This window comes from Bacillus silvicola (genome assembly GCF_050524305.1).
In the GTDB taxonomy this organism is placed as follows: Bacteria; Bacillota; Bacilli; order Bacillales; family Bacillaceae_G; genus Bacillus_A; species Bacillus_A cereus_AT.
The window spans coordinates 68,431-89,630 of sequence record NZ_JBNGVC010000012.1; the positions used below are offsets into that span (position 1 = coordinate 68,431).

Below are 21,200 nucleotides of genomic sequence, written 5' to 3' on the forward strand. Positions count from 1 at the left end.
TCTCCTCTTTCTTACGTGTTTATTGTATTATTTGAACTAATTCCTGTACTAAATTAGGATCAATTTCAGCAAAACATGAGTTCCCTTCTCTTACCGCTGTGCCGACATGAGCTTGCGAAATTCCAGTTTCATCTAGCAATCGCTTTATATTTTCTTTCGTCACGCCAGCTCCAGCTACAAGCTGAATTTGACCATCGCTTACCTTTTGCATTTCTGTAAGCACCGGAATATTATCAACTATATTTCCTTGCCCACCTGAAGTTAAGACGTGAGTCACTTTATGAAACTTCTTTAAAGTTCTCATCGCTTCTACTGGATTTTCTGTGTCGTCTATTGCTCGGTGATATGTGACATTTATCCCGTCTACCACAGATAGTAAATCCGCTAATTTTTCTTCATCCACTTCATTTTGTTCGTTTAATACGCCTAATACAACACCATTTGCACCTAACTTCTGTGCGATGATAATATCTTCCTTCATCATTTCAATTTCTTCTTCCGTATATATAAAAGACTTTGCATGCGGACGAATCATAACATGAATCGGTATATGTACTGCTTCTACCGCTTTTTTAATAAATGCATAACTCGGCGTTAAACCGCCTTCTGTATAAGATGAAATTAATTCAATTCGCTTCCCGCCAGCTCGTTCAATTCGTTTCACATCTTCTAAACATGTTGCAATAACCTCTAGCATGAGATGACCTCTTTTCGTGCTTTTTTCTTATTATACAGTAGGTGAAATAAGAAACATAGCATTCCACTATAAAACTACAAAAAGAAGAATGAAAAGAAAGATTTTTTAAATTGATAATAATTTTCATATATGTTATGTTTTTCTCGTAACTATACATTCTTACAAAAAAAACGGTTCGTTATCTCTAGTTCATTTATTGTAATTGCATTACTTTGCGCGATTACTTTTTTAACAAAACCAAATACAAAACTAGATTCCTCGACTTCAAGTATAGAAACAGAAACTATTACCCTTTCTTCAAGCAATAAAGAAGAAATCCGAACATTTCATTCATCTTCATTTAATAATTCACATATATTCAAAGGTGACACAGACACAGGGTTTGAATTTAGCGGCCTAGGTGACTTAAATATTACGATTAAAAACACTGGTACAAACCGCTTTACTTATTCAATTAAATTCAAAAAAGATCGTTTAGTCAAACACACGTTACAGCCAAGTGAAAGTAAATCCTTCACTTTACGTTCACTCATCGCCAACCCTTTACCAAGGGATTATTCATTATTTGCACATAATCAAGACGGTTCTGAAAGTAGTATGAGTCTTGAAGTACAGCCACAATAGAACAAATTAAAAAGGCTATCCTCTTATCAAAAGGATAGCCTTTTTAATTTGTAAAACGAGAACTTCCTCTCCTTTGAACAATGACATAATACACGGAATTATATCAACGATTCAACATAGCATACCAATTCACCGACAACAAAAAGTCTGCTCCCGAATGGAACAGACTTTATATTTCTTCATTACGACCGAAACGCCGCATCCGCCAGCATAGATAGTGTTGCATCATCCATCGGCGGATTGTGTAATCCTGCTCTGACGTTTAAATAGTAACGATGAAGCGGATTTTTTTCTGATAAACTTTTTGCCCCTACGATACGCATTGCTTTATCTACAATGGCTATCGCCGCATTTGTTACGGCGTATTTCACTGCTGCTAGCTCTGCTTGTAGTGAAAGCTTATCTTCTGCTTCATCGTACTTTTTCGCAATTTGATATAAAAAGACGCGAGCTTGCATAAGCTCAAGTTCTAATTCTCCGACTAACCTTCTAATATTCGGTAATAAACTAATTGAATGATTTAAACTATTTGGCTTGTATGATTCCGCAAACTGAACTGCATAATTTCTTGTCGATTGTGCAATCCCTAAATAACACGCTGGTATATGCAATAACCAGCCAATCCCCTTTTGTTTCATTTTCGAACCTTTTACATCAGTAAAAAGGCGATTCTCTATCTCTACATTTTGTAAAATAAGATCGTGGCTAGCAGTTCCTCGCATTGAAACGCTATCCCAAGTTTCTTCAATTGATACACCTAGCGTATTCTTTGGAATGACAAACTCCCCGATTTCTTCCCGGCCCTCAATACTTGCTGAAATGATAAAATAATCAAGTACTGGTGCCATCGTCGTAAAAGTTTTCCTTCCATTTATAATCCATTTATCACCTTTTTGAACTGCTAATGTCTCTGGTTTTCCGCCTCGCGTCGGACTTCCTGTTCTCGGTTCTGTCGCTGCCCTATTAAAGAGCGCACCATTACGTACTTCCTCACAAAACCATTGGAACATCTCTGCATTCCAAGAACGATTTTCCGCTAGCTCTTTCACAATACCAATATGCCATCCAATGGATAACGCAGTAGCTCCACAGCCTTCTGCTATTTTCTCTTGAAATAAAACAAAATCATATAAAGAAATCGCATTGCCTCCTAATTCTTTTGGCAACGTTAATTTCGTATATCCGATATCTTTCAAATCATTAATATTTTCATATGGAAAAGAACCTAATTCACTTAGTTGATGCTCCCTTTCCATGAACTTCGGAATCAACTTATTTATTTGCTCAATAACTAAAGTTTGTTCTTCTGTTTCAACAAATGAGAGTGCCATACTATAATCCCCTTTATGTTCGATTCATAAACCGTTCATTTTGTCATTATGATTATATGAAGTTACCTCTCTATTGTTTCACTATTCCGATAAAAATACAATGTTTTTGAACAATAAGAAAAGTTCCTATATAAAGATAGGTTCTTTTCTTATATTAATCTCCTTTCAATGCCTTTAACGGCAAGGAAGTTACATATCCGATATACGAGAATAATTCTTTAAAAAAGAATGGGATTTCTGTATCTAATGTTTTATATGCCGACGTTGGAGTTGGTGATGCATATGCTTCAATCTTAATATGTTTTGCTATTCTCATCGCACGTTTCATATGAAGTGGATCACTTACGATTGTATAGGTGCGTATTCCATTCTCTAATCCAACTTGCTTCGCATTCTTTAAATTTTCTTCAGTGAAAAGGGATTTTGTTTCAATTAAAATATCCTCTTCTTTTACACCATGTTTCAGTGCATACACTCTAGCAGTACGCGCTTCTTCAAGCTCTGCCTCAAACTTTGTACCACCTGTGAAAATAATTTTTTTAATATTACCGTTCTTATATAAAGAAATTGCATGATTAATTCTTTCTTTAAATACAGGAGATGGTTTTCCGTTCCATGATGCTGCTCCAAGCACGATACCAGCATCTGTCTTCACTCCATCATCTGTTTTAAAGCGATAACTCCAAATATCGTAAGCTGCATAACTTACATATAAAATAATAGAACAAATCATAAGCAAGAATACTTGCAAGATTCTTCTTTTCTTACTTTTCTTATTTTCTTTCATTTATAACTGCCTCCGTACATCATCCATACTTCTATATAAAAACGTATATATCAAATCATTTTGTTTGAATTTGTTTAAAAGAAGGAATTTTTCTTGTTATATATATGTATTAAAGGGTTTTCATTTAAAATTGAGGATTATCAATTCATTTTTCGTTTGCGGTTTTCATTACGTTTGTGTAATTTATAAGTTTATTACCATACAACTACATTGTAACGAATTTTTTCTCATAATGGAATGATGAAACAAAAGTAAATAAAAGAAGTAACAGTTTTGTAAGAAAAAAGGTATATTTTTCATCTGGACGATCCATACACCTTTTTTAATATGAATTATCGTTTTTCTTTATACGACTCTAATTTTTCTAATAACCGTTCCTTTACAACTGGCCATTCACTTGCAATAACACTGTATACAACTGCATCTCTAACATGTCCGCTCGGTAATTTTCTTTCGTTTCTAAGTACACCTTCTTTTACTGCACCAAGTCTTTCAATTGCTCTTTGTGCTTTTTCATTTCTTACATCAGTCTTAATTTGCACCCTCAGCATATGTAATTTTTCAAAAGCGTACTCAAGTAACATATACTTACACTCTGTATTTATACTTGTACGTTGTACACTCGGGTCATACCACGTTTGTCCTAATTCAACTATCTTATCTTCAACTGAAATATTATATAAGCGTGTACTTCCTGCAATTTCATTTGTTTTTTGATCAACAACTACAAATGGTAAATCCTTACCTGCTCCATAAGCTTTTATCGCCTTTTGAACATATTGCTGCATATCTTGAACAGTATCCATTTTAGAGATTAAATACGCCCAAATATCTCGATTTCCTTCTACGATTGAAAACATTTTTTCGACATCATTGCTATCCATTAACCGTAACTTTGCTCTTTCGTGAATAATTTCCATTTATTACCCCTCCTCTCTTGTAACTATATCATACAAAATAATAACGTATTATTAATATATAATATATTAAACGGAGTAAAAAACTCGCTTTTCTTTAAAGCGAGTTCATTCGTTATAGAAGTATGTATGCAATCGGCGTAATAATAAGCAACGTTAAAATTGTTCTTTGCACATATAAAATAATAAGTTCAGATACTTTTAACGGAATATCTGTTGATAATATACAAGGAATTGAAGCTGAGAAGAACAATATAGATGATACCGAAACAACCGCAATAACAAACTTTGTCAAAAGTGGTGCGCTTACAACTAATAATGATGGTAAAAACATCTCTGCAATACCTACTGATGCTGCTTTAGCAGCTAGTTCTGCTTCTGGAAGTTGTAAAGCCCATGTAAATGGATAGAAAATATAACTAACCCAATCAAATATTGGCGTGAACTTTGCTAAGACGATACCAATTAGCCCTACTGACATAATCGATGGTAAAATTCCCATTGTCATAATAAATCCGTCTTTTAAATTCACTGCGATATTTTTCATAATACTTGGCGCAGATTTCGATACTTCTAATGCATCTTCCCAAGCTCGCTCTAACATTTTCTCTTTATAAACGGGCTCTGGGGACCCTTCTTTCGTAATATATGTATCTGGTTTTCTACTAAGAGGTGGGATTCTTACGGTGATAGCGGTCACGATGAATGTTACAACAAGCGTAGTCCAAAAGTACATATTCCATAAATGCATAATGTCTAATGTTTTTGCGATGATGATCATAAATGTTGCGGATACTGTTGAGAAACCTGTGGCGATGATTGCTGCTTCTTTTGTCGTATACTTTCCTTCTTTATACACCCGGTTAGTAATAAGAAGTGCAAGCGAATAACTTCCAACGAAGGAAGCAACCGCATCGATTGCTGATCGTCCAGGTGTTTTCCATAACGGGCGCATAATCGGACGACAAAACGTGCCGATAAACTCAAGCAATCCGTACCCGACTAATAACGCTAAAAATGCCGAGCCAATTGGGACGAGTAAACTTACTGATATAACTAACTTCTCATACAAAAACGGTCCAACATCTGGCGCAAAGAACCAAGCTGGTCCTACCTTCAAACAATATAATACGCCAAAAACAACACCTACTACTTTTAAAATAGAAAAACAAATATCTACAATAGATGCATTCCATTTTTTCGTATAAAATGGATAAATCGCACCAATTATCATTACAAGTAGTGCGTAATATGGTACTACAGATGGAACTGAAGTCCGAATCCACGATACGATATGATCAATCATAATAGACGAAGCACCGTTTATCGTAACTGGTACGAAAAACATAAACACCCCAACTAGACTAGCGAGTATAAACCGAAGAATAATCCCCTTCTCTCGCCCTGTCTTAATTACATTACTTTTTAATTCAATTTCATTCAAAATTCGACACCTCCTATTATCTAAATATTCTGTATAATTATATTGAATCCCTTCTTTTCCATTGAAAATTAAACAAGTAATAATCTTACTTTTTTATTGTCAGTCTCCAAAAATTATCATATAATGTTCTTCGTAAATGTTACATATACATACTTAAAACGCATAATTTGTAACCATTTTATTTCCTTTTCTCAATTTACTCATTAAATTAACCAAAATAGAAGGAGAATTTAAAATTGAAAACAATAAAAATAGCTATGGCAAGCGCACTGCTACTTGGTGCTATCATCGCTCCATCTAGTTCTTTAGCTGTGAGTGAAACTGTAACACAAAAAAATAATGTGCAGTTGGAGATTGACGAAGACGATTACTACTATCAGTTTCCCGATGTTATTGGCTGGGCAAAGCCGTCCGTTGATTATTTAGTAAAGAAAAAAGTCTTAACCGGCTTACCAGACGGTACATTTGGACCTAATCTTGAAATCGATAGAGCTTCTGCCGCAATTATCATGGCAAAAATATTAAACTTACAAATAGACGCTTCAGCAAAACCATCATTTAAGGATTCTCAAGAACATTGGGCTACTCCTTATATTGCTGCAGTTGAAAAAGCTGGAATTATTAAAGGAGTAGGTAATGGAAATTTCGAACCTTCTGGAAAGCTAACAAGAGCTGCTATGGCTTCTATGCTTGTTCATTCATATAACTTAGACAAAAAAGCCACTGAAAAACTACCTACTGTATTCCAAGATTTAAAAGGACACTGGGGTGAAAAATCGGCCAACCTTCTTGTTGCCCTTGGTATTTCACTGGGTTATGGTGGTAGTCATTGGTATCCAGATAACACTATTACTCGTGCAGAAGCTGCACATTTAGTTGCTCGCACAGACCAATCGAAAGATAAAGAAATTAAATTAAAGCAAGTTACTATGAAACAACATTATTTTATTTATCCTGAAACCTCTCTTCATTCAGGTATACTTGCTGAATATGCACCACAAACCGTTACTGTATTCGATGAATCTGAAAACGGATGGATTAAAATTGCTACAGATCATGGTCTAAAGTGGACACCATTACAAGAGAAACAAGTATATATTGATAAAAACTTTGTTACCTTTGATAGACCGTCAAGAACAGGATATGTGGTTGGTAAATATCCCCCTCAAACTGTAACAGTCGTTGAAGAAAATAGCATCTGGTTAAAGATTCGCACTAGCAAAGGTCTTCAATGGATGAATCCATACTTAGAAGAGGGTGAAGGAAAAGAACTCACATACATACCAAAGGAATTTTTCGCTTACGATAGCCCTAATTTTTCTTCTAGAGTATCTGGAAAGTATGCTCCACAAGGTGGTATAGAAGAATTAGCTAAGACAGATGACGGATGGGTACAAATTCGTACAGATAAAGGACCAAAATGGGTAAATATGTCTTATCTCTTACGTCCAAAGCTTCTCTTAAATGTTCCTGCTATTAATCAATTGCCGGAACTACAAAAAGGAAGTACAGTTGTTTCACTGCAAATGCTTTTAGAATACTACACAGGACGTTCATTAAATAAAGTAGAATTTGCGAAGCAAATGCCATTTGATACAACGCGACGCAAGACTGATGGAAACGGAAAAGTTACAGTTTGGGGTGATCCAGACATCGGATTCGTTGGTGATGTAAGTGGAAAGAGCTATGGTTACTCTATTAACCCAGCACCATTGAAACAATTACTTGATAAACATGCAAGAGGTACAGATTTAACAGGACAGGATTTCTCTGTATTAGAAAGCTATGTACGTAATGGTAAACCAGTTGTAGCGTGGGTAGGGAACAAAATAACTTCTCCGCAACTAGAACATACTTGGCAAACACCTCAAGGAAAAACCGTAAATGGATACAGAAATGCACATACTATTATCATAACTGGTGTAGATGATCGTAACATTTACTATAATGACCCATTAGACGGTAAAAAAGACCAACCCATGGTAAAATCCCGATTTGAGCACAGTTATAATCAAATGGGTAAAAAAGCTTTAAGTATCGATTAATAATGTAAAAAGCCTATGTTGATCATATAATCAACATAGGCTTTTTCTATGACATCTCAAAATCATCAACAATTACTTGAATTACACAATACGATTCTTCGGCTACTTTCTCACTATTATCCCTATTCGCATCATATGTAATTAACGCCTTCCAAAGCGCCCACCCTCTCGCTCTATTCCACGTTTCTTCATCCATACACAATACTTCTTTAAATACACTTCTACTATTTTCATCAAAAAACGTCCATGCCATCGCTACATCACAGGCAGGATCTCCTACGCCTAAAACACCAAAATCGATTTCGGCACTAAGCTTTCCATCCTTAACGAGTAAGTTTCCTGGTGCAACATCTCCATGAACCCAAACTGGTTTACGGTCCCATGTTGACCGAAGTGCTAAATCCCAAAGATGCTTTAATAATGCCTCATCAAAAATGTCCTTATTATTTTCAATGGCTGTTCTTGCCTCTTTATCGTATACGGATATAAGCCCGCCCCGGTAAAAATTATGCGCTCCAGCTATTGGTCCGTTACTCGTATCAATTGATTGTAATTCTACTAGAAATGAACCTAAGTCCGCCGCAAACTCATCTAAGTCACAAACATTTTCTTTCGTAACCGTTTCTCCCTCTATCCATTTATTAATAGACCAAGGCCATGGATACGCTTCAGATGGATTTCCTTTCGCAATTGGTGCAGAAATTAGCAAAGAAAGTTCCTTACTTAATATAGGAAGCCACTTGTTTTCTTTCTCTACTTGCGGTGTATATGCTGCATCACTCGGTAATCTGACACTCATCTGATTCCCTAAATGAAACGTTCTATTATCATGCCCGCTAAACTTTACAGGCTTCACTTCTAAATGTGCCCATTCAGGAAACTGTTCCTGTATTAACTTCTCAACTAAACTTACGTTAATTGGATTCATTCACTTTCTCCTTCTCTTTTGAAATTTACTAAGCCCATCTGTACTACCAATATATTCAAAGCCGCATCGCTTATAAAAATCATTCAACAGTTGGTTATGCCCAACACAATCTAACTTCAAATACTCTTTATCACTTTGCACATTCTCTTCTACCCAATGCAAAATCCATTCTCCTATTCCATTCCCCTTATACTTCCGTTTTACCGCAAATCTATGAATATATAATGAATTAGAAACTTCCTCTTTACCAAAAATGTGTTCATCCCATTCATTTTGTTTAGGAGAAACTGTAACTGTACCAACTATTTCATCTTCTTTCATAACAACATACGTATATTTCTCGCTTATGCCTTCTAATATTTCAGCTGTAGCTTCTCCTCCTAAAAGATACTGCCATTGATTCACTTCTTTATGTTGTAGCCATTGTGCTACTTCTTTTAATAGAATTATAATACTATTACTTTCATTTTCAGTAGCAATTCGAATTGTATATTCTTTACTAATATTTCTCTCCATATTGCTGTTCCCCTTTCAAATTACTACCATACTGACATACGAGTCCTTCCATCATTTTCATCTGTAATATATTCTACATAAAATCCTTGATTCAGTGCGTTTTCATACATCATTTCAATCTCTTCTTGTTTTTTCGCATAAATTTGTATGTAATCACCATCGGCTACTAATACGACTACTTCACACTTACTCTCCTTAAATTCTTCATATGTTTCAATTTCTCCTAGTACTTCCCCTTTTGGATATGCTTTTAAGTCTACAAATAAAAGATAATATATGTTATCTTTTATTTGTTTTTTTAATTCTGATCCTTCCATGATCTCGTTATCTTCTGAAAATAATTCTGGACCTAATCCATTCCCTACTATTATATAAGCTTCCTCCCTTCCCACGGCTTGCCAATCAAATGTAATAATATCAATTGGCTTTAACACTTTCCAAAGTAAATTATCATATCCATCTAGAATATCTACTGTAATTCCTCTTTTCATATGTTTGCTCCTAGCTTATTTATTTTCATTTTCGTTCCATACATTATATACCAAATTCAACTACTATATTTTGTCGATACTCTTTGTAACTTGTATTTCATCATAAAAAACCGCTCCACTACTAGCGAAACGGTTTCCTTCTGCTTACATTTAAATATCCTATTCAATTGTTGCACTGCGTTTTAAAATAATTCCTAATATATTCACCACATCAGCCATTCATTCTTAATGCTCACTTCGTTTTCACAAAATAATATAAAAACCATACCGCATGATTTTGTTCATCTGCAGCTATTCTCCGCAACAAATCTTTCATAGATGCATCTGATGTTTCATCTGAAATTTCTAAATAAAAATCTACAGTCTTTTGCTCATCTTGTATAGCGAATTCTAATCCTTGTAAGTAAGTATTAGGACATCCTTCATTAAGCTTTGGTTTCGGCTGCCTGCCAGTTAAATTCGTATAGATTTGTACAAAATTTTGAAAATGCCTTATTTCATCATTACGGATTTCAAGAATTTGTTTTTTTTCTACTTGATTTGGAGCCATATTAGCTAATTTTGCATAGCAATTTATAGCCGTAAACTCTCCATCAATTGCTTTTTCAATATCGCTAATTAGCTTATCATTTTGCCTATACCAATCATAATAATTCGAATTATACATCGTATCCCCTCCATACTTTCGCATAACATTTTATGCATTTTGAAATAGTAGGAGCATGTGTATATAACGGGACGGCTTTAGATTGAAAGTAAAGTTTGATAACAAGGTCTATTTTGTAGGGTAATTGCTTATGCATACAATAACACTAATTTTTTGTATACTGTTGCTATAAACTCTCGCGGGAGTTGGAAAATACATTCGCGAATCAACGAAAGGTTCAACATGATGCGGTGCGAAGCTATTATGAGTTCAGTGACATAACTAGGAGGTTCCACTATGCCATCTTTATTTAAAACTATGGAGTTCCAGCTAAAAACCGAACGACTTGATCTGAGTATGTGGGAGGAATCCGATTCAGTTTGGATGAGAAAATTAATTGGCGAACGTGGTGTGGACATGCCGACCCTCGACTCCGTTCGTAGCCGGCTTATTGAGATGCGCAAGAAGGCAGACGAAAATGGTATTTCCCTTCTCACTATTCGAAGGAGAGACGAAGGCGATGTCATCGGATACTGTGGCCTGATTATCGGGCGTTCCACACTTGAAGAGCCGGAGATTGCATACGAGTTGCTCCGCAGTACTCATGGTAAAGGCTATGCGACTGAGGCAGCATCCGTTGTGCTGGACGCTGCGATTGCTACTGGGCGCCATAGACTTTGGTCGACTGTAGGCGCTTGGAATGTTGCTTCCCTCCGGGTGCTAGAAAAGATAGGATTTAAGCGGCATCACAGTACATGGGAGGACGAACGTGGTGAGATTGTTTGGAACGTACGTGATCTTTAGAGATCCCGCCTTAATTCCAAACAAAACACTGTTTAACAATCAGGCGTTTAAATTGAGAAAAAATCACAAAAATTATCAAAATTTATTCCAAGGCTACAACAGCAAATACGAATTCTTCAGTTTATAGATTTCACCACAAAAAGCCGTTTCACTAAATAGTGAAACGGCTTTTTTTAAACATTCAATTCTGTTTTATGCCCTTTTACTGCATTACGTTTGAAAGCAGTTGCTAGTATAGTAACCATACTTACTACACCAATCCAAACGAGGACAGTAACTGGTGTATTCCAACTTAAACCTTTTCCGAAGAAGAAGATTTCTCTAAGTCCTTCGATCATAAATTTCATTGGTAACCATGAGTAAACCCAGTCTTGATAAAACGAGGGCAACATCTCAGGCGCTAGTGATAATAATGGTGCTCCGAAGAACAGCAATAAAGCGAATAATCCGATCCCATTTAGTCCAACTAATGAGAGCACCGCTGTAATCATTAAGAAGAAACTAAACGCTGTAATAGATAAGAACAACGCCGTATCCGTTACATTCGAAATATTTAATCCTACCATTCCATCTGCAATCCATGTAAGACCAAATCCAATTACAAGCGCCGCAACAGCTCCTGTTACTATTTGTTTTACTTTTAATACAAAGTTTTCTTTTCGTGAGCCGACTGGCATTTTACTAATCGCAATAAAGATGATTGCTGCACTCGCTAAACTGGCAATCCATAACGGTTGGAATAATGATATTGGTGAGTTACCGTTCGCACTATTTTTGCCAATTTCATTTACATTTGTCACTTTCTTCGCAATAGGTGTTACTAAATTTGAAGCTTGATCTGTTGTTAAAGTAGCACCTTTTGCTTTAAACGCATCTAGTAGCTGCGTACGAACAGTATTGTTCATATTATCAACCACACCATTTAATATTTGCCCTGCCATAGTTGATGCCGCTGTATTCATTCCTTGATTTATGAATATTTCTACCTCTGGTGAAGATGGTTGTGGTGTTCGTAACGATGCTTGTTTTGCGCTAAATTCTTTCGGAATGACTAATGCCGCGTAATATTCTTGATTGTTTAACCCCTTTTGAACTGATTCCTTATTTTTTACTTCTACCCACTTCACCGCAGGTTCTTTATCTGATTTCGATGATTTTTTCATCGTATCAACGATTTTTTGCCCCATATTCATTTTAGGTTGATTCGGAATTTCTACTCCTTGATCCTCATTTACAATTGCAATTGGTAAATTTTTCGGCTGAGGTTGAACGCTTGGAAATAATGTTAATGAAAAAATAAAAACAATAAGTAGTGCAATGACTGGTGATAATAATAAAAGTTTATTTTTAAACATGTTCTTTTCCCCTCCTTTAATTTCAGTTACAATAAGTGAACAACGTGTTGTTTATTTATATTTTGAATTATATGTTTGCGTTGAACCTTATACAATAATCAGAAATCGCGAATGTGTCGGTTATAAGACACATTTGATAAATATGTTGAAGAAAATTTAGGAGGGACATACTTTGCGAGATAGTAATTTAGATTTACGAGTGATTCGTACGAAAACGGCCATACGAAATGCATTTGTGGAATTAATTGAAGAAAAAGGCTTTGACGCTATTACAGTAAAAGATATTACAACGAAAGCAAACATAAACCGTGGTACGTTTTATACACATTACCTAGATAAATTTGATTTAATGACGAGATGCCAAGAAGAAATTATGTACGAGATGTCTAGCATTGCAAAAAAGAAATTTCCTGAAGTGATTGCGGATCTTGGATCAAACCCTTCCCCAACGACTCCATTTGCACTTCTCACTTCTATTCTTGAATTTCTAAATGAAAATAGTGATTTTATAAAAGCTGTACTTAGCCCAAAAGGAGATTTATCTTTCCAAACAAAACTGAAAGACTTTATGTGGAAAACACTGTTTGAAGATACGAATGATGCTCTCATAAAGAAAGAGAATTTACTTGTCCCGAGCCAATACTTTGCTTCTTATATGGCATCTGCTCATATAGGTGTCATTCAGCAATGGTTAAATAATGGGCAAAAAGAAACACCGGAGGAAATCGCTCACATTTTATCAACAATCGCAGTTCATGGACCTTTTTATGCAGCTGGCTTGAAGAAATAGGCCTGTTGCATAGAAACATGTTTTAATCAATCTCAATTACATCAACAAACTTAAAAGTGTGCTTACTACTAAGAGCATCAGTTGCATATAACCGTCTATCAACCACTGTTATCTAATTTTCATATAAGTGTAAGCACATTTTCATTGGAATAATACCCTTTACCAAATTTCTAGGCTAAGTAGTTACTATTTTATTAATAACTTAAAATTCATGTTCCTACGAAAAAAGCTGTTGAAAGGAATCCCCTTCAACAGCTTCTCCATTATTAACGATATAAACGAACTGCACCTGCAGAATTATCATCTGCTTGTCCAACTACTTCAAATTTCAATCCAAACTTCGGTAATTTACGTCCTGCATCTGGGATTAAATCGTTCATATACGATTTAGAATCATCAAACTTCGTTACACCTGGTAACCCTTTGTAATCATATGTTCCGCGTGTTGGAGATACAACTTTCCACGCTGGCGCTTGGTTAAAGGAGAACGCAGCATCTGCGATTTGGAATCTTGTACTATTTTTAACAGTAGGTTTGCCATTTAGCGTTCCAACAATTGCCTCTGGGTGAGAGTCAACAACTCCTAAGAAACCTTCGCCTGGATGCATACCAACCCAATTATCTGTAAAGCTAGAGTCTGCATACCATACAAGAAGACCTGTATTATACGGTACACCACTACTATATTTTAACGCTTGATCAGCACCGGCGTAGTTTCTCCACTCTAAATAGTAGTTATGTTTCTTCTTATCAAAACCGTTCGATACAACGAAACCATCTAATTTTAATTTCGCTTCGCCTTCTGTATCATCAGAGAAGACATCATTTCCATCTACAGTTAATGTAGCGTTATCAAGAGTAAAACCGTTCGGTGCAAAACCAGCATCTGTAATGTATTCGAATACTAGTTTTATTTTTTGACCTTTAAATTGACTTAAGTCATATGACTTATCTACCCATTTACCATCCGTTGTATCTAGACCATTTTTCACATTCTTTTCGCCAATGCGATCCACTAACGTTTTCTTATCATCTTCTGTCACTGCATGTACTTCTAGGAAGTCATAATCTGTTTCAATCTCATACAATGTTTTGTAATCAAATTTCACATTTGTTGCATTTGTTAAATCAAACATTGGTGTTTCTAATGTTGTATGAAGATTATCACCTTTTGTACTATAGTAATATTTCTTACCAAATGCAGGCTGTATACCCTTTACCTCTTTATCTGGTAAGTTAACGCGAATTAAACCAGGACGAGCTGATTTCGTTACACTTTGATCTAAGTACGTCGCCAAACCGATACCGCGGTTTAATTTTTCATAGTCAACCTCTACAATATTTGCCCAGTTTCCACCCATGTTCTTTTGAAAGAACTCTTTGTTTTGCGGAGAGAAACTCGGTGGCGTTGTACCCGCAATTTTACCAGCCCAGCTGCCGCCGCTCATAACAGACCAAGAGTTAATTGGCTCACCTGCTCCTGAATACTTCGTATCATACTCATCTGGAAGACCTAAATCATGACCAAATTCATGCGCGAATACACCAACTGCTCCGTCTTCCGGCTCAATTGTGTAGTCGTATGCTGCCATTTTACCGCCCCAGTTATCAACCTTTGCTTTTGTTCCTTCAATTGGATATGGTGCTCCAAGGTTCCAACGATGTGACCAAATTGCGTCATCACCTAGTCTACCACCGCCTCCATCTTGCCCAACTCCAGCGTGAATAACCATTAAATGATCAATAAGACCATCTGGTTCATTTTTATTGCCATCACCATTATTGTCATATTGATCGTATTGATCAAATTCCGATAAATCAATACCACTTTCTACTGCTGCATTCAATGCCTCTTTTACAAAATCACGAGGTCCTTTTGGTCCTTTATTATCATGACCGCCATCTCCTGCATCTGCACCATAATCCGCTGCATTACCAGAAACTGTCAACCACTTTGTTACTGTCCCATCAACTGTATAACTACCACCCGATTGCTCTTCATAATATTGTTTAAATGTTGGGGTTTTTGAACCATCAAAGAGTGTAAACGGCTCATCACCAAATAACATTTTTTGATAATGTTCTGGATTAAAATCATTTGAATACATATAACCTGGTACTTGATCAATATTGTTATGCTTAAAATCAGCAAACTCTACTAGCAATACAAGAACTTTATCTTTACGAACATCACCATTATATTGTTTTTGCTTCGCTGAAGTAGTTGGTACTTTGCCGTTTAATCCCCCTTTAACCGGCTCTTGTCCAGCTACCGGACCAATAGCAGGTTGATTTACTTTTTCTTTCTCATCTGCTTTTGCATCTTTAACTTTTTTCAAAAAGTCAGCAGCTTCTCTCGTAACACTGTCCCCCGCTGCTGGTTCTTTTCCAGCATTTTCGCCTTTTTTCTTCTCTACGTATTTTCCAACAGCTTTTAATGTGTCTTCTTTCGACGTAGATTCACTAATTACACCGCGTTTCTTGAGCGCATCTGCTAAACGCTCCTCTTGAATTAAATTTTCATCAATTGGACTTAAAGTTCCTACATTAGACGGCGTTGCTGCATAAACAGATTGACTACCAAACCCAAATGTGCAACTAAGCACAGCTGTCGCCGCAAGCGTAGACAGCACCTTAAAAGGCTTTTTCTTCATCCCTATTCCTCCCCAATATTAAATACGTTCCAACGTTTATATAATAAAGAATATTCTAATAATTCGCAATATATTGTCTTAATTTGTAATATTTTTGAAAATATTCTTTGTTTTAGATTGATATACATTCTGATTCATCGATGTTTCAGGTGATAGCAACTGGCTTAAAAAATAAAAAGACCATCCACTACTTATAGCGGATGATCTTTCATTTAAAGTGCAACTACAGTATCTCAATATACCCCTCTGTTCCATGTACCCGAATTCGTTGCCTGTCTTTTATTAGTTTTGTAGCATTCTCTACCCCTACGACTGCTGGTAATCCATACTCACGTGCGATAACTGCTCCATGTGTCATCAGTCCGCCAACTTCGGTGACCAATCCTTTTATAGACACAAACAATGGGGTCCATCCAGGGTCAGTAAAGGCAGTAACTAATATATCTCCATCTTCTAAATTCGCATCTTCCATATTTAAAATAACGCGTGCTCTCCCCTCAATCACCCCTGAAGAAACAGGTAGACCTACGATTGCTTCAGCCGGGAGATTTTCTCGTTTGTACTTCCCAGTAATGATTTCTCCATCAGACGTAATAACACGCGGAGGCGTTAGTTTTTCATATAATTTGTAATCATTTTTTTGTTTATGAATAACCTCATAATCTAGTTTATTTGTGCGAACGACTTCGTGAAGCTCTTCAAAAGTTAGGTAGTATATATCATCAACTTCATGAATGACACCGCTCTGCACAAGTTGCTCTGCTTCTTTCAATAACGCCTGCTTATATATGAAATAACGATGAATCATGCCGTATTTTGGGTATTCACGATAACCGGTGTAATTCCGGATGTTACGAATCATTCTCTTCGTCTCTTCTACTTTTTGTTTACCATCCGGCAAGTGCTGCAATCGCTCTAATAACTCTTCTTCTTTTTTCAAAGCTTCCCGCAGCCCTTCTTCAAACTTCCTCTTACTAGCACCAGCTTCAAAGTCTCTTATATGATTTAAAATCATCGGGATAATTGTAGCTGGCTGTTCACTCCAGCGCGTTTTCGTGATGTCGATTTCTCCGCTGCATCTCATTCCGTATTTATTCAGAAAAGCTTGGATTGCATCCCGAACTTTTTCCCCGCCTTTAAACTGGATTAGTTCATCTAAAAAGCTGTCATCTTCTACATGTTGTAAATACGCAATAACTTCTGGATACGACCGAATCACATCTGCCACATCCAATAACGCTAGCCCCATTTCTGACGTAACATTATGTTGTACAGATTGTGAAAGTATGTCTGCAGCATTCTTTTCCCCTAGCCATTTCTCCATCTTTTCATTAACCCATGAGGAAGCATTCATACCTGCCATAATGACAGATATACTTTGCGGGCTAAATAATACTTTCCTTAATTGCTTAATATCTTCCAAAATAAAATCAAGTACATCTGATCCTGATTTCGTTTGTATGTTTCGTTTTAACTCTTCGATCGATGCTTGACTATTCTTTATTAAATCCGTGACGATTGCCGGATCGTTTTCGATTTCTGGTTGCGAACTTGCAGGCGGCGCACTTTTACTAACACTTTTTTCTTTTTCATCATCCGGTAACAATTTGATAAAATTCTCTCGCTCGATTACAGTCGTTAATGCATCTCGTATGAGCGGATCTGATTTTCCTAAAGTGTTTATTAAGTAATCTCTGCTAACAGGTGAAGCTAATTTTTGTGTAGCATCAACAAACAGCCTTCCTCCCGCTTTGCGCATAGGGGCACTAGTCGTTAACAGGAAAAAAGATAACCCTAGTGGTTTCATCGCATCGGTCATCATTTGTTGGTGACCAACCGATATATATACATGATTTCCCCCACCATTTGCTTCTGGAATTGGATATAAAGTCGTAATCGGACGACTTTGAACTATATAAAATGTATCATCAACTAAACACCATTCAATATCTTGCGGACAAGCAAAATAAGCTTCGATTTGTCTTCCTATCTGTGCTAGCTGTAATATTTGTTGTTCCGTAAGTGTTTGAACCTTTTGCTGATTAGGAGCAATTTGTTTTGTTTCTGTTCCGCCTTCTTTTCGTCCATAGATAGCTAATTTTTTAGTCGCTATCATCTTTCCCACAATTTCGCCTTCTTTTACTTTATAATTATCAGCAGATACTAAGCCTGATACTAACGCCTCACCAAGCCCAAAACTTGCATCGATTGATAACACCTTTCGATTAGAAGTAATTGGATCAGCAGTAAATAAAATTCCTGAAGCCTGCGGGAAAACCATTCTTTGAACGACAACACATATAGAAACTTGGCTATGTTCAAAACCATTTTGCATTCGGTATATGACTGCTCGATCTGTAAATAAAGAAGCCCAGCACTTTCTTACATGCTGCAAAATTGCTTCTTTTCCAATGATATTTAAATACGTATCTTGTTGACCAGCAAACGAGGCATATGGTAAATCTTCAGCAGTAGCGCTAGAACGCACTGCATAAGCATGCTCATTTCCAAAACATGAGAGATAATGAGTAACTGCTTTCTCAACATCGGAAGTAATTTCTACTGCCATTACGATTTCTCTAATCCTCTTACTGATTTCACCGATTTGATTTCGGTCCTCAATTTTTAGCATTGTTAATTGATTCAACAAAGCTTGAAACGCTTCATTTTGTTCGATGGCCTTTTCATATCCTACCGTTGTAACACAAAAACCTTCTGGCACTTGTATACCTTGAATGTTAGATAACTCTCCTAAATTCAATCCTTTTCCACCAACGAGCGAAAGCTGCGTTTTTTCTATTTCCTGAAAATCGAGAACGAAAGAACTCATTTAACATCTCTCCTTACTATGCATGTGTTCTTGATTGTAGCAGTAGTAAATGCGAAGAAACAGTCTATTTTGAATGTTATTTACGTGATATAATTAAGTTAGGAAGAGATCATCACTTTTATTTCTCCCTCTAATTCACTTCAATCACATCAACAAACTTAAAAATCCGTTCATTATAAAAAGCATCTGTACAAATAACCGTCTCATTTATTGGATTAATATCCACTACTGTTATGTAATTTTTATATAAATAACCATCTTTATAATATGTAAGTAAAATCTCTTCTTCACCTAAAAATGAAGTTAATAGCTTATTTTCAATCATTTCTTTTGCATCTTGCGTTAAGATTGGACGCCGGGCTTTCGTTTGCTCCTGTATCATTTCTTTAATAACTGCAAACTGCTCTGGCATACTGGCAAACGGTTGCCACTTAACCATTCCTCTTCCTTTTGGCATGTTAGCATTTTTCACGATTTGTGCCCTCCTAATAATGTGTTTCTATATCTTGCTGTTGCGACGCTTGTGTAGGAAACCCCACGTAAAATACTGTTCTTACCAAATCGTGTTCGAATTTCGTCCATAACCTTCGTTAATCGCAGTTCTTTTTCTCTTTGTACAATGTTATCGAAAAGCGAAATTTGCTCTTCCCCTTCATTTATTAAATTTGTTAGCGAAATACTTATTGATCGAATCGGCTCCCCTGTATGTCGCTCGTATAAAAAGTATGTACAAACATTGTAAATATCCATTGTTAAGTTTGTTGCCCGATTTAATGTATGTGCCTTTCGTATCCCTCCGCCGTATTCCTTGCTATATCCAACTGAAAAATGGATTGTTTGCGCGCATTTCTTTTCTCGTCTCAACCTATAACAAACCTCTTCTATATGTTCTAATAAAATAACGATGAACTCTTCTACCGAATAATCACGTAATAATATTTGGCTTTTTGCTATCGATGTTGTTGCAGGAACGTATTTTTCTGCTATTCTGCTAAAATCAATCCCATTACTATGTAAATGTAACTCTTCTCCTATTACACCAAACGATTGTTTTAAATATTTCAAAGGATACTGCGCTAACTCCCCTATTGTATGTATACCTTTTCGGTTCAATTTCATTTCCGTTTTATACGATATACCCCAAAATTTACTGAGCGGTCTAATACCCCATAACTTCTCGGGTATATCGTCATACGTCCACTGCGCTATTCCATCCCTATTCTTTTTCGCTTCAATATCCATTGCTACTTTACTCAATAATAAGTTCGGACCAATGCCAACTGTACTGTCGATCCGCGTACGTTCATATATTTCTCGCTTAAACTTTAATGCGAACTCACGCGGATTACTTGCAAACAAATGAATACTTGCAGTCATATCCATGAAAAATTCATCGATACTATATTGATGAAAATCTTCGGGCGCGACATACTGCAAGGCTAAACCAGTTATGAAAGTTGAACACTTCATATACGTATGCATAATTGGATTCACAATAATAATATCTGGTCGCTTCGGTATTTCGTACAATCTTGCCATCTTCCTGATCCCTAACGCTTTTAATGGCGGTGTTGCTGCTAACACAATTGATCCGCTCTGATTCACATCCCCTACAACGGCCAATTTTGTATAACGTGGATCCAGTCCTTTTTTAATACATGATACACTCGCATAAAAGCTACGAAGATCTACACATAGAATAATACGATTAGGTAAAAGAAAATAATCATACAAGGTAATCACTCCTAATAAAAGAACATTTGTTCTTATTATATACGAACTCTTGTTCTTTTTAAAGGGGTTTCCATGAAAATTTTGGTTAAAATAACCTTAAAATTCTTTTTAAGAAAATCTTAAGAAAATCTCCCTTTATTCATAAGAATTTTTTTCTATACTGAAACATGTAAATGAACAAAAGGAGAAATAATCATGAAGAAATTTGTAATTTGCATAATAGGAATAGGCCTCCCTATATACTTACTACCTTTCATATTACGCGGAGATTTAGACAGATTTAATCCGATTGCTGAAGAAAAAAATGTATACGCCGTTGCGAAGGGATATGGCGTTCCAGATTACCATCATAAAGGAAGAGCTATGTACTCACTAAAGGGTGTTGATGAATTAAGGAATGAGAAAGAATATACAATAGGAACGAACACTCCTAATGATTTTATAAGAAAAACTTACTTGAAAATTCATGTAAAAGGTAAGTATGTCTATTCTTACGACGTTATTTCTGAAAAGGACATTCCGGAGAAAATAAGAGGACAATTAGAAATAGTAGATAACTAAAAGAGCCTACTCGTATGAGCTGGCTCTTTTAGTTTGTTTTATAATG

At 36.1% G+C, this 21,200-nt stretch carries 19 protein-coding genes; 5 read left to right on the forward strand and 14 right to left on the reverse strand.

Features of this window, described 5'->3' with window-relative positions; translation table 11 throughout:
• Positions 1–19: 19 nt before the first annotated feature.
• On the reverse strand, positions 20–697 hold the full coding sequence (locus ACP6L7_RS12240; RefSeq protein WP_097830241.1) for a copper homeostasis protein CutC: 678 nt from the start codon (positions 695–697) through the stop codon (positions 20–22).
• Between the two features lie 129 nt (positions 698–826).
• Between ACP6L7_RS12240 and ACP6L7_RS12245 the strand changes: the two genes are divergently transcribed.
• Positions 827–1,321, forward strand: a complete 495-nt coding sequence (locus tag ACP6L7_RS12245; RefSeq protein WP_097830242.1) for a hypothetical protein — start codon at positions 827–829, stop codon at positions 1,319–1,321.
• 182 nt (positions 1,322–1,503) lie between these two features.
• Here ACP6L7_RS12245 and ACP6L7_RS12250 read toward each other — a convergent pair whose 3' ends face one another.
• From ACP6L7_RS12250 to ACP6L7_RS12265, 4 genes are all read right to left on the reverse strand, one after another.
• Entirely contained in the window at positions 1,504–2,652 is a 1,149-nt protein-coding gene (locus tag ACP6L7_RS12250; protein WP_097830243.1) for an acyl-CoA dehydrogenase family protein, read from the reverse strand.
• 154 nt (positions 2,653–2,806) lie between these two features.
• Complete coding sequence (locus tag ACP6L7_RS12255; RefSeq protein ID WP_097830244.1) at positions 2,807–3,439, reverse strand: YdcF family protein; 633 nt, start codon at positions 3,437–3,439, stop codon at positions 2,807–2,809.
• Positions 3,440–3,771: 332 nt separating this feature from the next.
• Positions 3,772–4,359 (reverse strand): GNAT family N-acetyltransferase, encoded by a 588-nt coding sequence (locus ACP6L7_RS12260; RefSeq protein ID WP_098361772.1) that lies wholly within the window; start codon positions 4,357–4,359, stop codon positions 3,772–3,774.
• A 112-nt stretch (positions 4,360–4,471) separates the two neighbouring features.
• Positions 4,472–5,800, reverse strand: coding sequence for a YjiH family protein (locus ACP6L7_RS12265; RefSeq protein ID WP_097830246.1), 1,329 nt, complete (start codon positions 5,798–5,800; stop codon positions 4,472–4,474).
• Between the two features lie 236 nt (positions 5,801–6,036).
• On the opposite strand from ACP6L7_RS12265, the gene ACP6L7_RS12270 reads away from it, so the two are divergent.
• Positions 6,037–7,845: an S-layer homology domain-containing protein gene (locus ACP6L7_RS12270; protein WP_097830247.1), complete on the forward strand. Its 1,809-nt coding sequence runs from the start codon at positions 6,037–6,039 to the stop codon at positions 7,843–7,845.
• 46 nt (positions 7,846–7,891) lie between these two features.
• Here the strand turns inward: ACP6L7_RS12270 and ACP6L7_RS12275 are convergent, their stop codons facing one another.
• The 4 genes from ACP6L7_RS12275 to ACP6L7_RS12290 all read right to left on the reverse strand — a co-directional run bounded on the left by ACP6L7_RS12275 (position 7,892) and on the right by ACP6L7_RS12290 (position 10,447).
• Complete coding sequence (locus ACP6L7_RS12275; RefSeq protein WP_430529275.1) at positions 7,892–8,773, reverse strand: aminoglycoside phosphotransferase family protein; 882 nt, start codon at positions 8,771–8,773, stop codon at positions 7,892–7,894.
• Complete coding sequence (locus tag ACP6L7_RS12280) at positions 8,774–9,289, reverse strand: GNAT family N-acetyltransferase (RefSeq protein ID WP_097830249.1); 516 nt, start codon at positions 9,287–9,289, stop codon at positions 8,774–8,776.
• A gap of 23 nt (positions 9,290–9,312) precedes the next feature.
• On the reverse strand, positions 9,313–9,780 hold the full coding sequence (locus ACP6L7_RS12285; RefSeq protein WP_097830250.1) for a DUF2691 family protein: 468 nt from the start codon (positions 9,778–9,780) through the stop codon (positions 9,313–9,315).
• 232 nt (positions 9,781–10,012) lie between these two features.
• Positions 10,013–10,447, reverse strand: a complete 435-nt coding sequence (locus tag ACP6L7_RS12290) for a ferritin-like domain-containing protein (protein WP_097830251.1) — start codon at positions 10,445–10,447, stop codon at positions 10,013–10,015.
• A 276-nt stretch (positions 10,448–10,723) separates the two neighbouring features.
• On the opposite strand from ACP6L7_RS12290, the gene ACP6L7_RS12295 reads away from it, so the two are divergent.
• Positions 10,724–11,230 (forward strand): GNAT family N-acetyltransferase, encoded by a 507-nt coding sequence (locus ACP6L7_RS12295; RefSeq protein ID WP_097830252.1) that lies wholly within the window; start codon positions 10,724–10,726, stop codon positions 11,228–11,230.
• A 173-nt stretch (positions 11,231–11,403) separates the two neighbouring features.
• On the opposite strand, the gene ACP6L7_RS12300 is transcribed toward ACP6L7_RS12295, so the two are convergent.
• On the reverse strand, positions 11,404–12,585 hold the full coding sequence (locus ACP6L7_RS12300; protein WP_097830253.1) for a YhgE/Pip domain-containing protein: 1,182 nt from the start codon (positions 12,583–12,585) through the stop codon (positions 11,404–11,406).
• A gap of 172 nt (positions 12,586–12,757) precedes the next feature.
• On the opposite strand from ACP6L7_RS12300, the gene ACP6L7_RS12305 reads away from it, so the two are divergent.
• Positions 12,758–13,375: a TetR/AcrR family transcriptional regulator gene (locus ACP6L7_RS12305; protein WP_097830254.1), complete on the forward strand. Its 618-nt coding sequence runs from the start codon at positions 12,758–12,760 to the stop codon at positions 13,373–13,375.
• A gap of 266 nt (positions 13,376–13,641) precedes the next feature.
• Here the strand turns inward: ACP6L7_RS12305 and ACP6L7_RS12310 are convergent, their stop codons facing one another.
• From ACP6L7_RS12310 to ACP6L7_RS12325, 4 genes are all read right to left on the reverse strand, one after another.
• Positions 13,642–16,029 carry an immune inhibitor A domain-containing protein gene (locus tag ACP6L7_RS12310; protein WP_097830255.1) on the reverse strand — a complete coding sequence of 796 codons (2,388 nt, stop codon included), beginning with the start codon at positions 16,027–16,029 and terminating at the stop codon, positions 13,642–13,644.
• A 223-nt stretch (positions 16,030–16,252) separates the two neighbouring features.
• Positions 16,253–18,859: a phosphoenolpyruvate synthase gene (gene ppsA, locus ACP6L7_RS12315; RefSeq protein ID WP_097830256.1), complete on the reverse strand. Its 2,607-nt coding sequence runs from the start codon at positions 18,857–18,859 to the stop codon at positions 16,253–16,255.
• Between the two features lie 130 nt (positions 18,860–18,989).
• Entirely contained in the window at positions 18,990–19,331 is a 342-nt protein-coding gene (locus tag ACP6L7_RS12320) for a YolD-like family protein (protein ID WP_097830257.1), read from the reverse strand.
• Positions 19,328–20,593: a Y-family DNA polymerase gene (locus ACP6L7_RS12325; protein WP_097830258.1), complete on the reverse strand. Its 1,266-nt coding sequence runs from the start codon at positions 20,591–20,593 to the stop codon at positions 19,328–19,330. Before ACP6L7_RS12325 ends, ACP6L7_RS12320 begins: the two co-directional genes overlap by 4 nt.
• A gap of 195 nt (positions 20,594–20,788) precedes the next feature.
• Between ACP6L7_RS12325 and ACP6L7_RS12330 the strand changes: the two genes are divergently transcribed.
• Positions 20,789–21,154 carry a YxeA family protein gene (locus ACP6L7_RS12330; RefSeq protein ID WP_097830259.1) on the forward strand — a complete coding sequence of 122 codons (366 nt, stop codon included), beginning with the start codon at positions 20,789–20,791 and terminating at the stop codon, positions 21,152–21,154.
• The last annotated feature ends 46 nt before the right edge of the window (positions 21,155–21,200 follow it).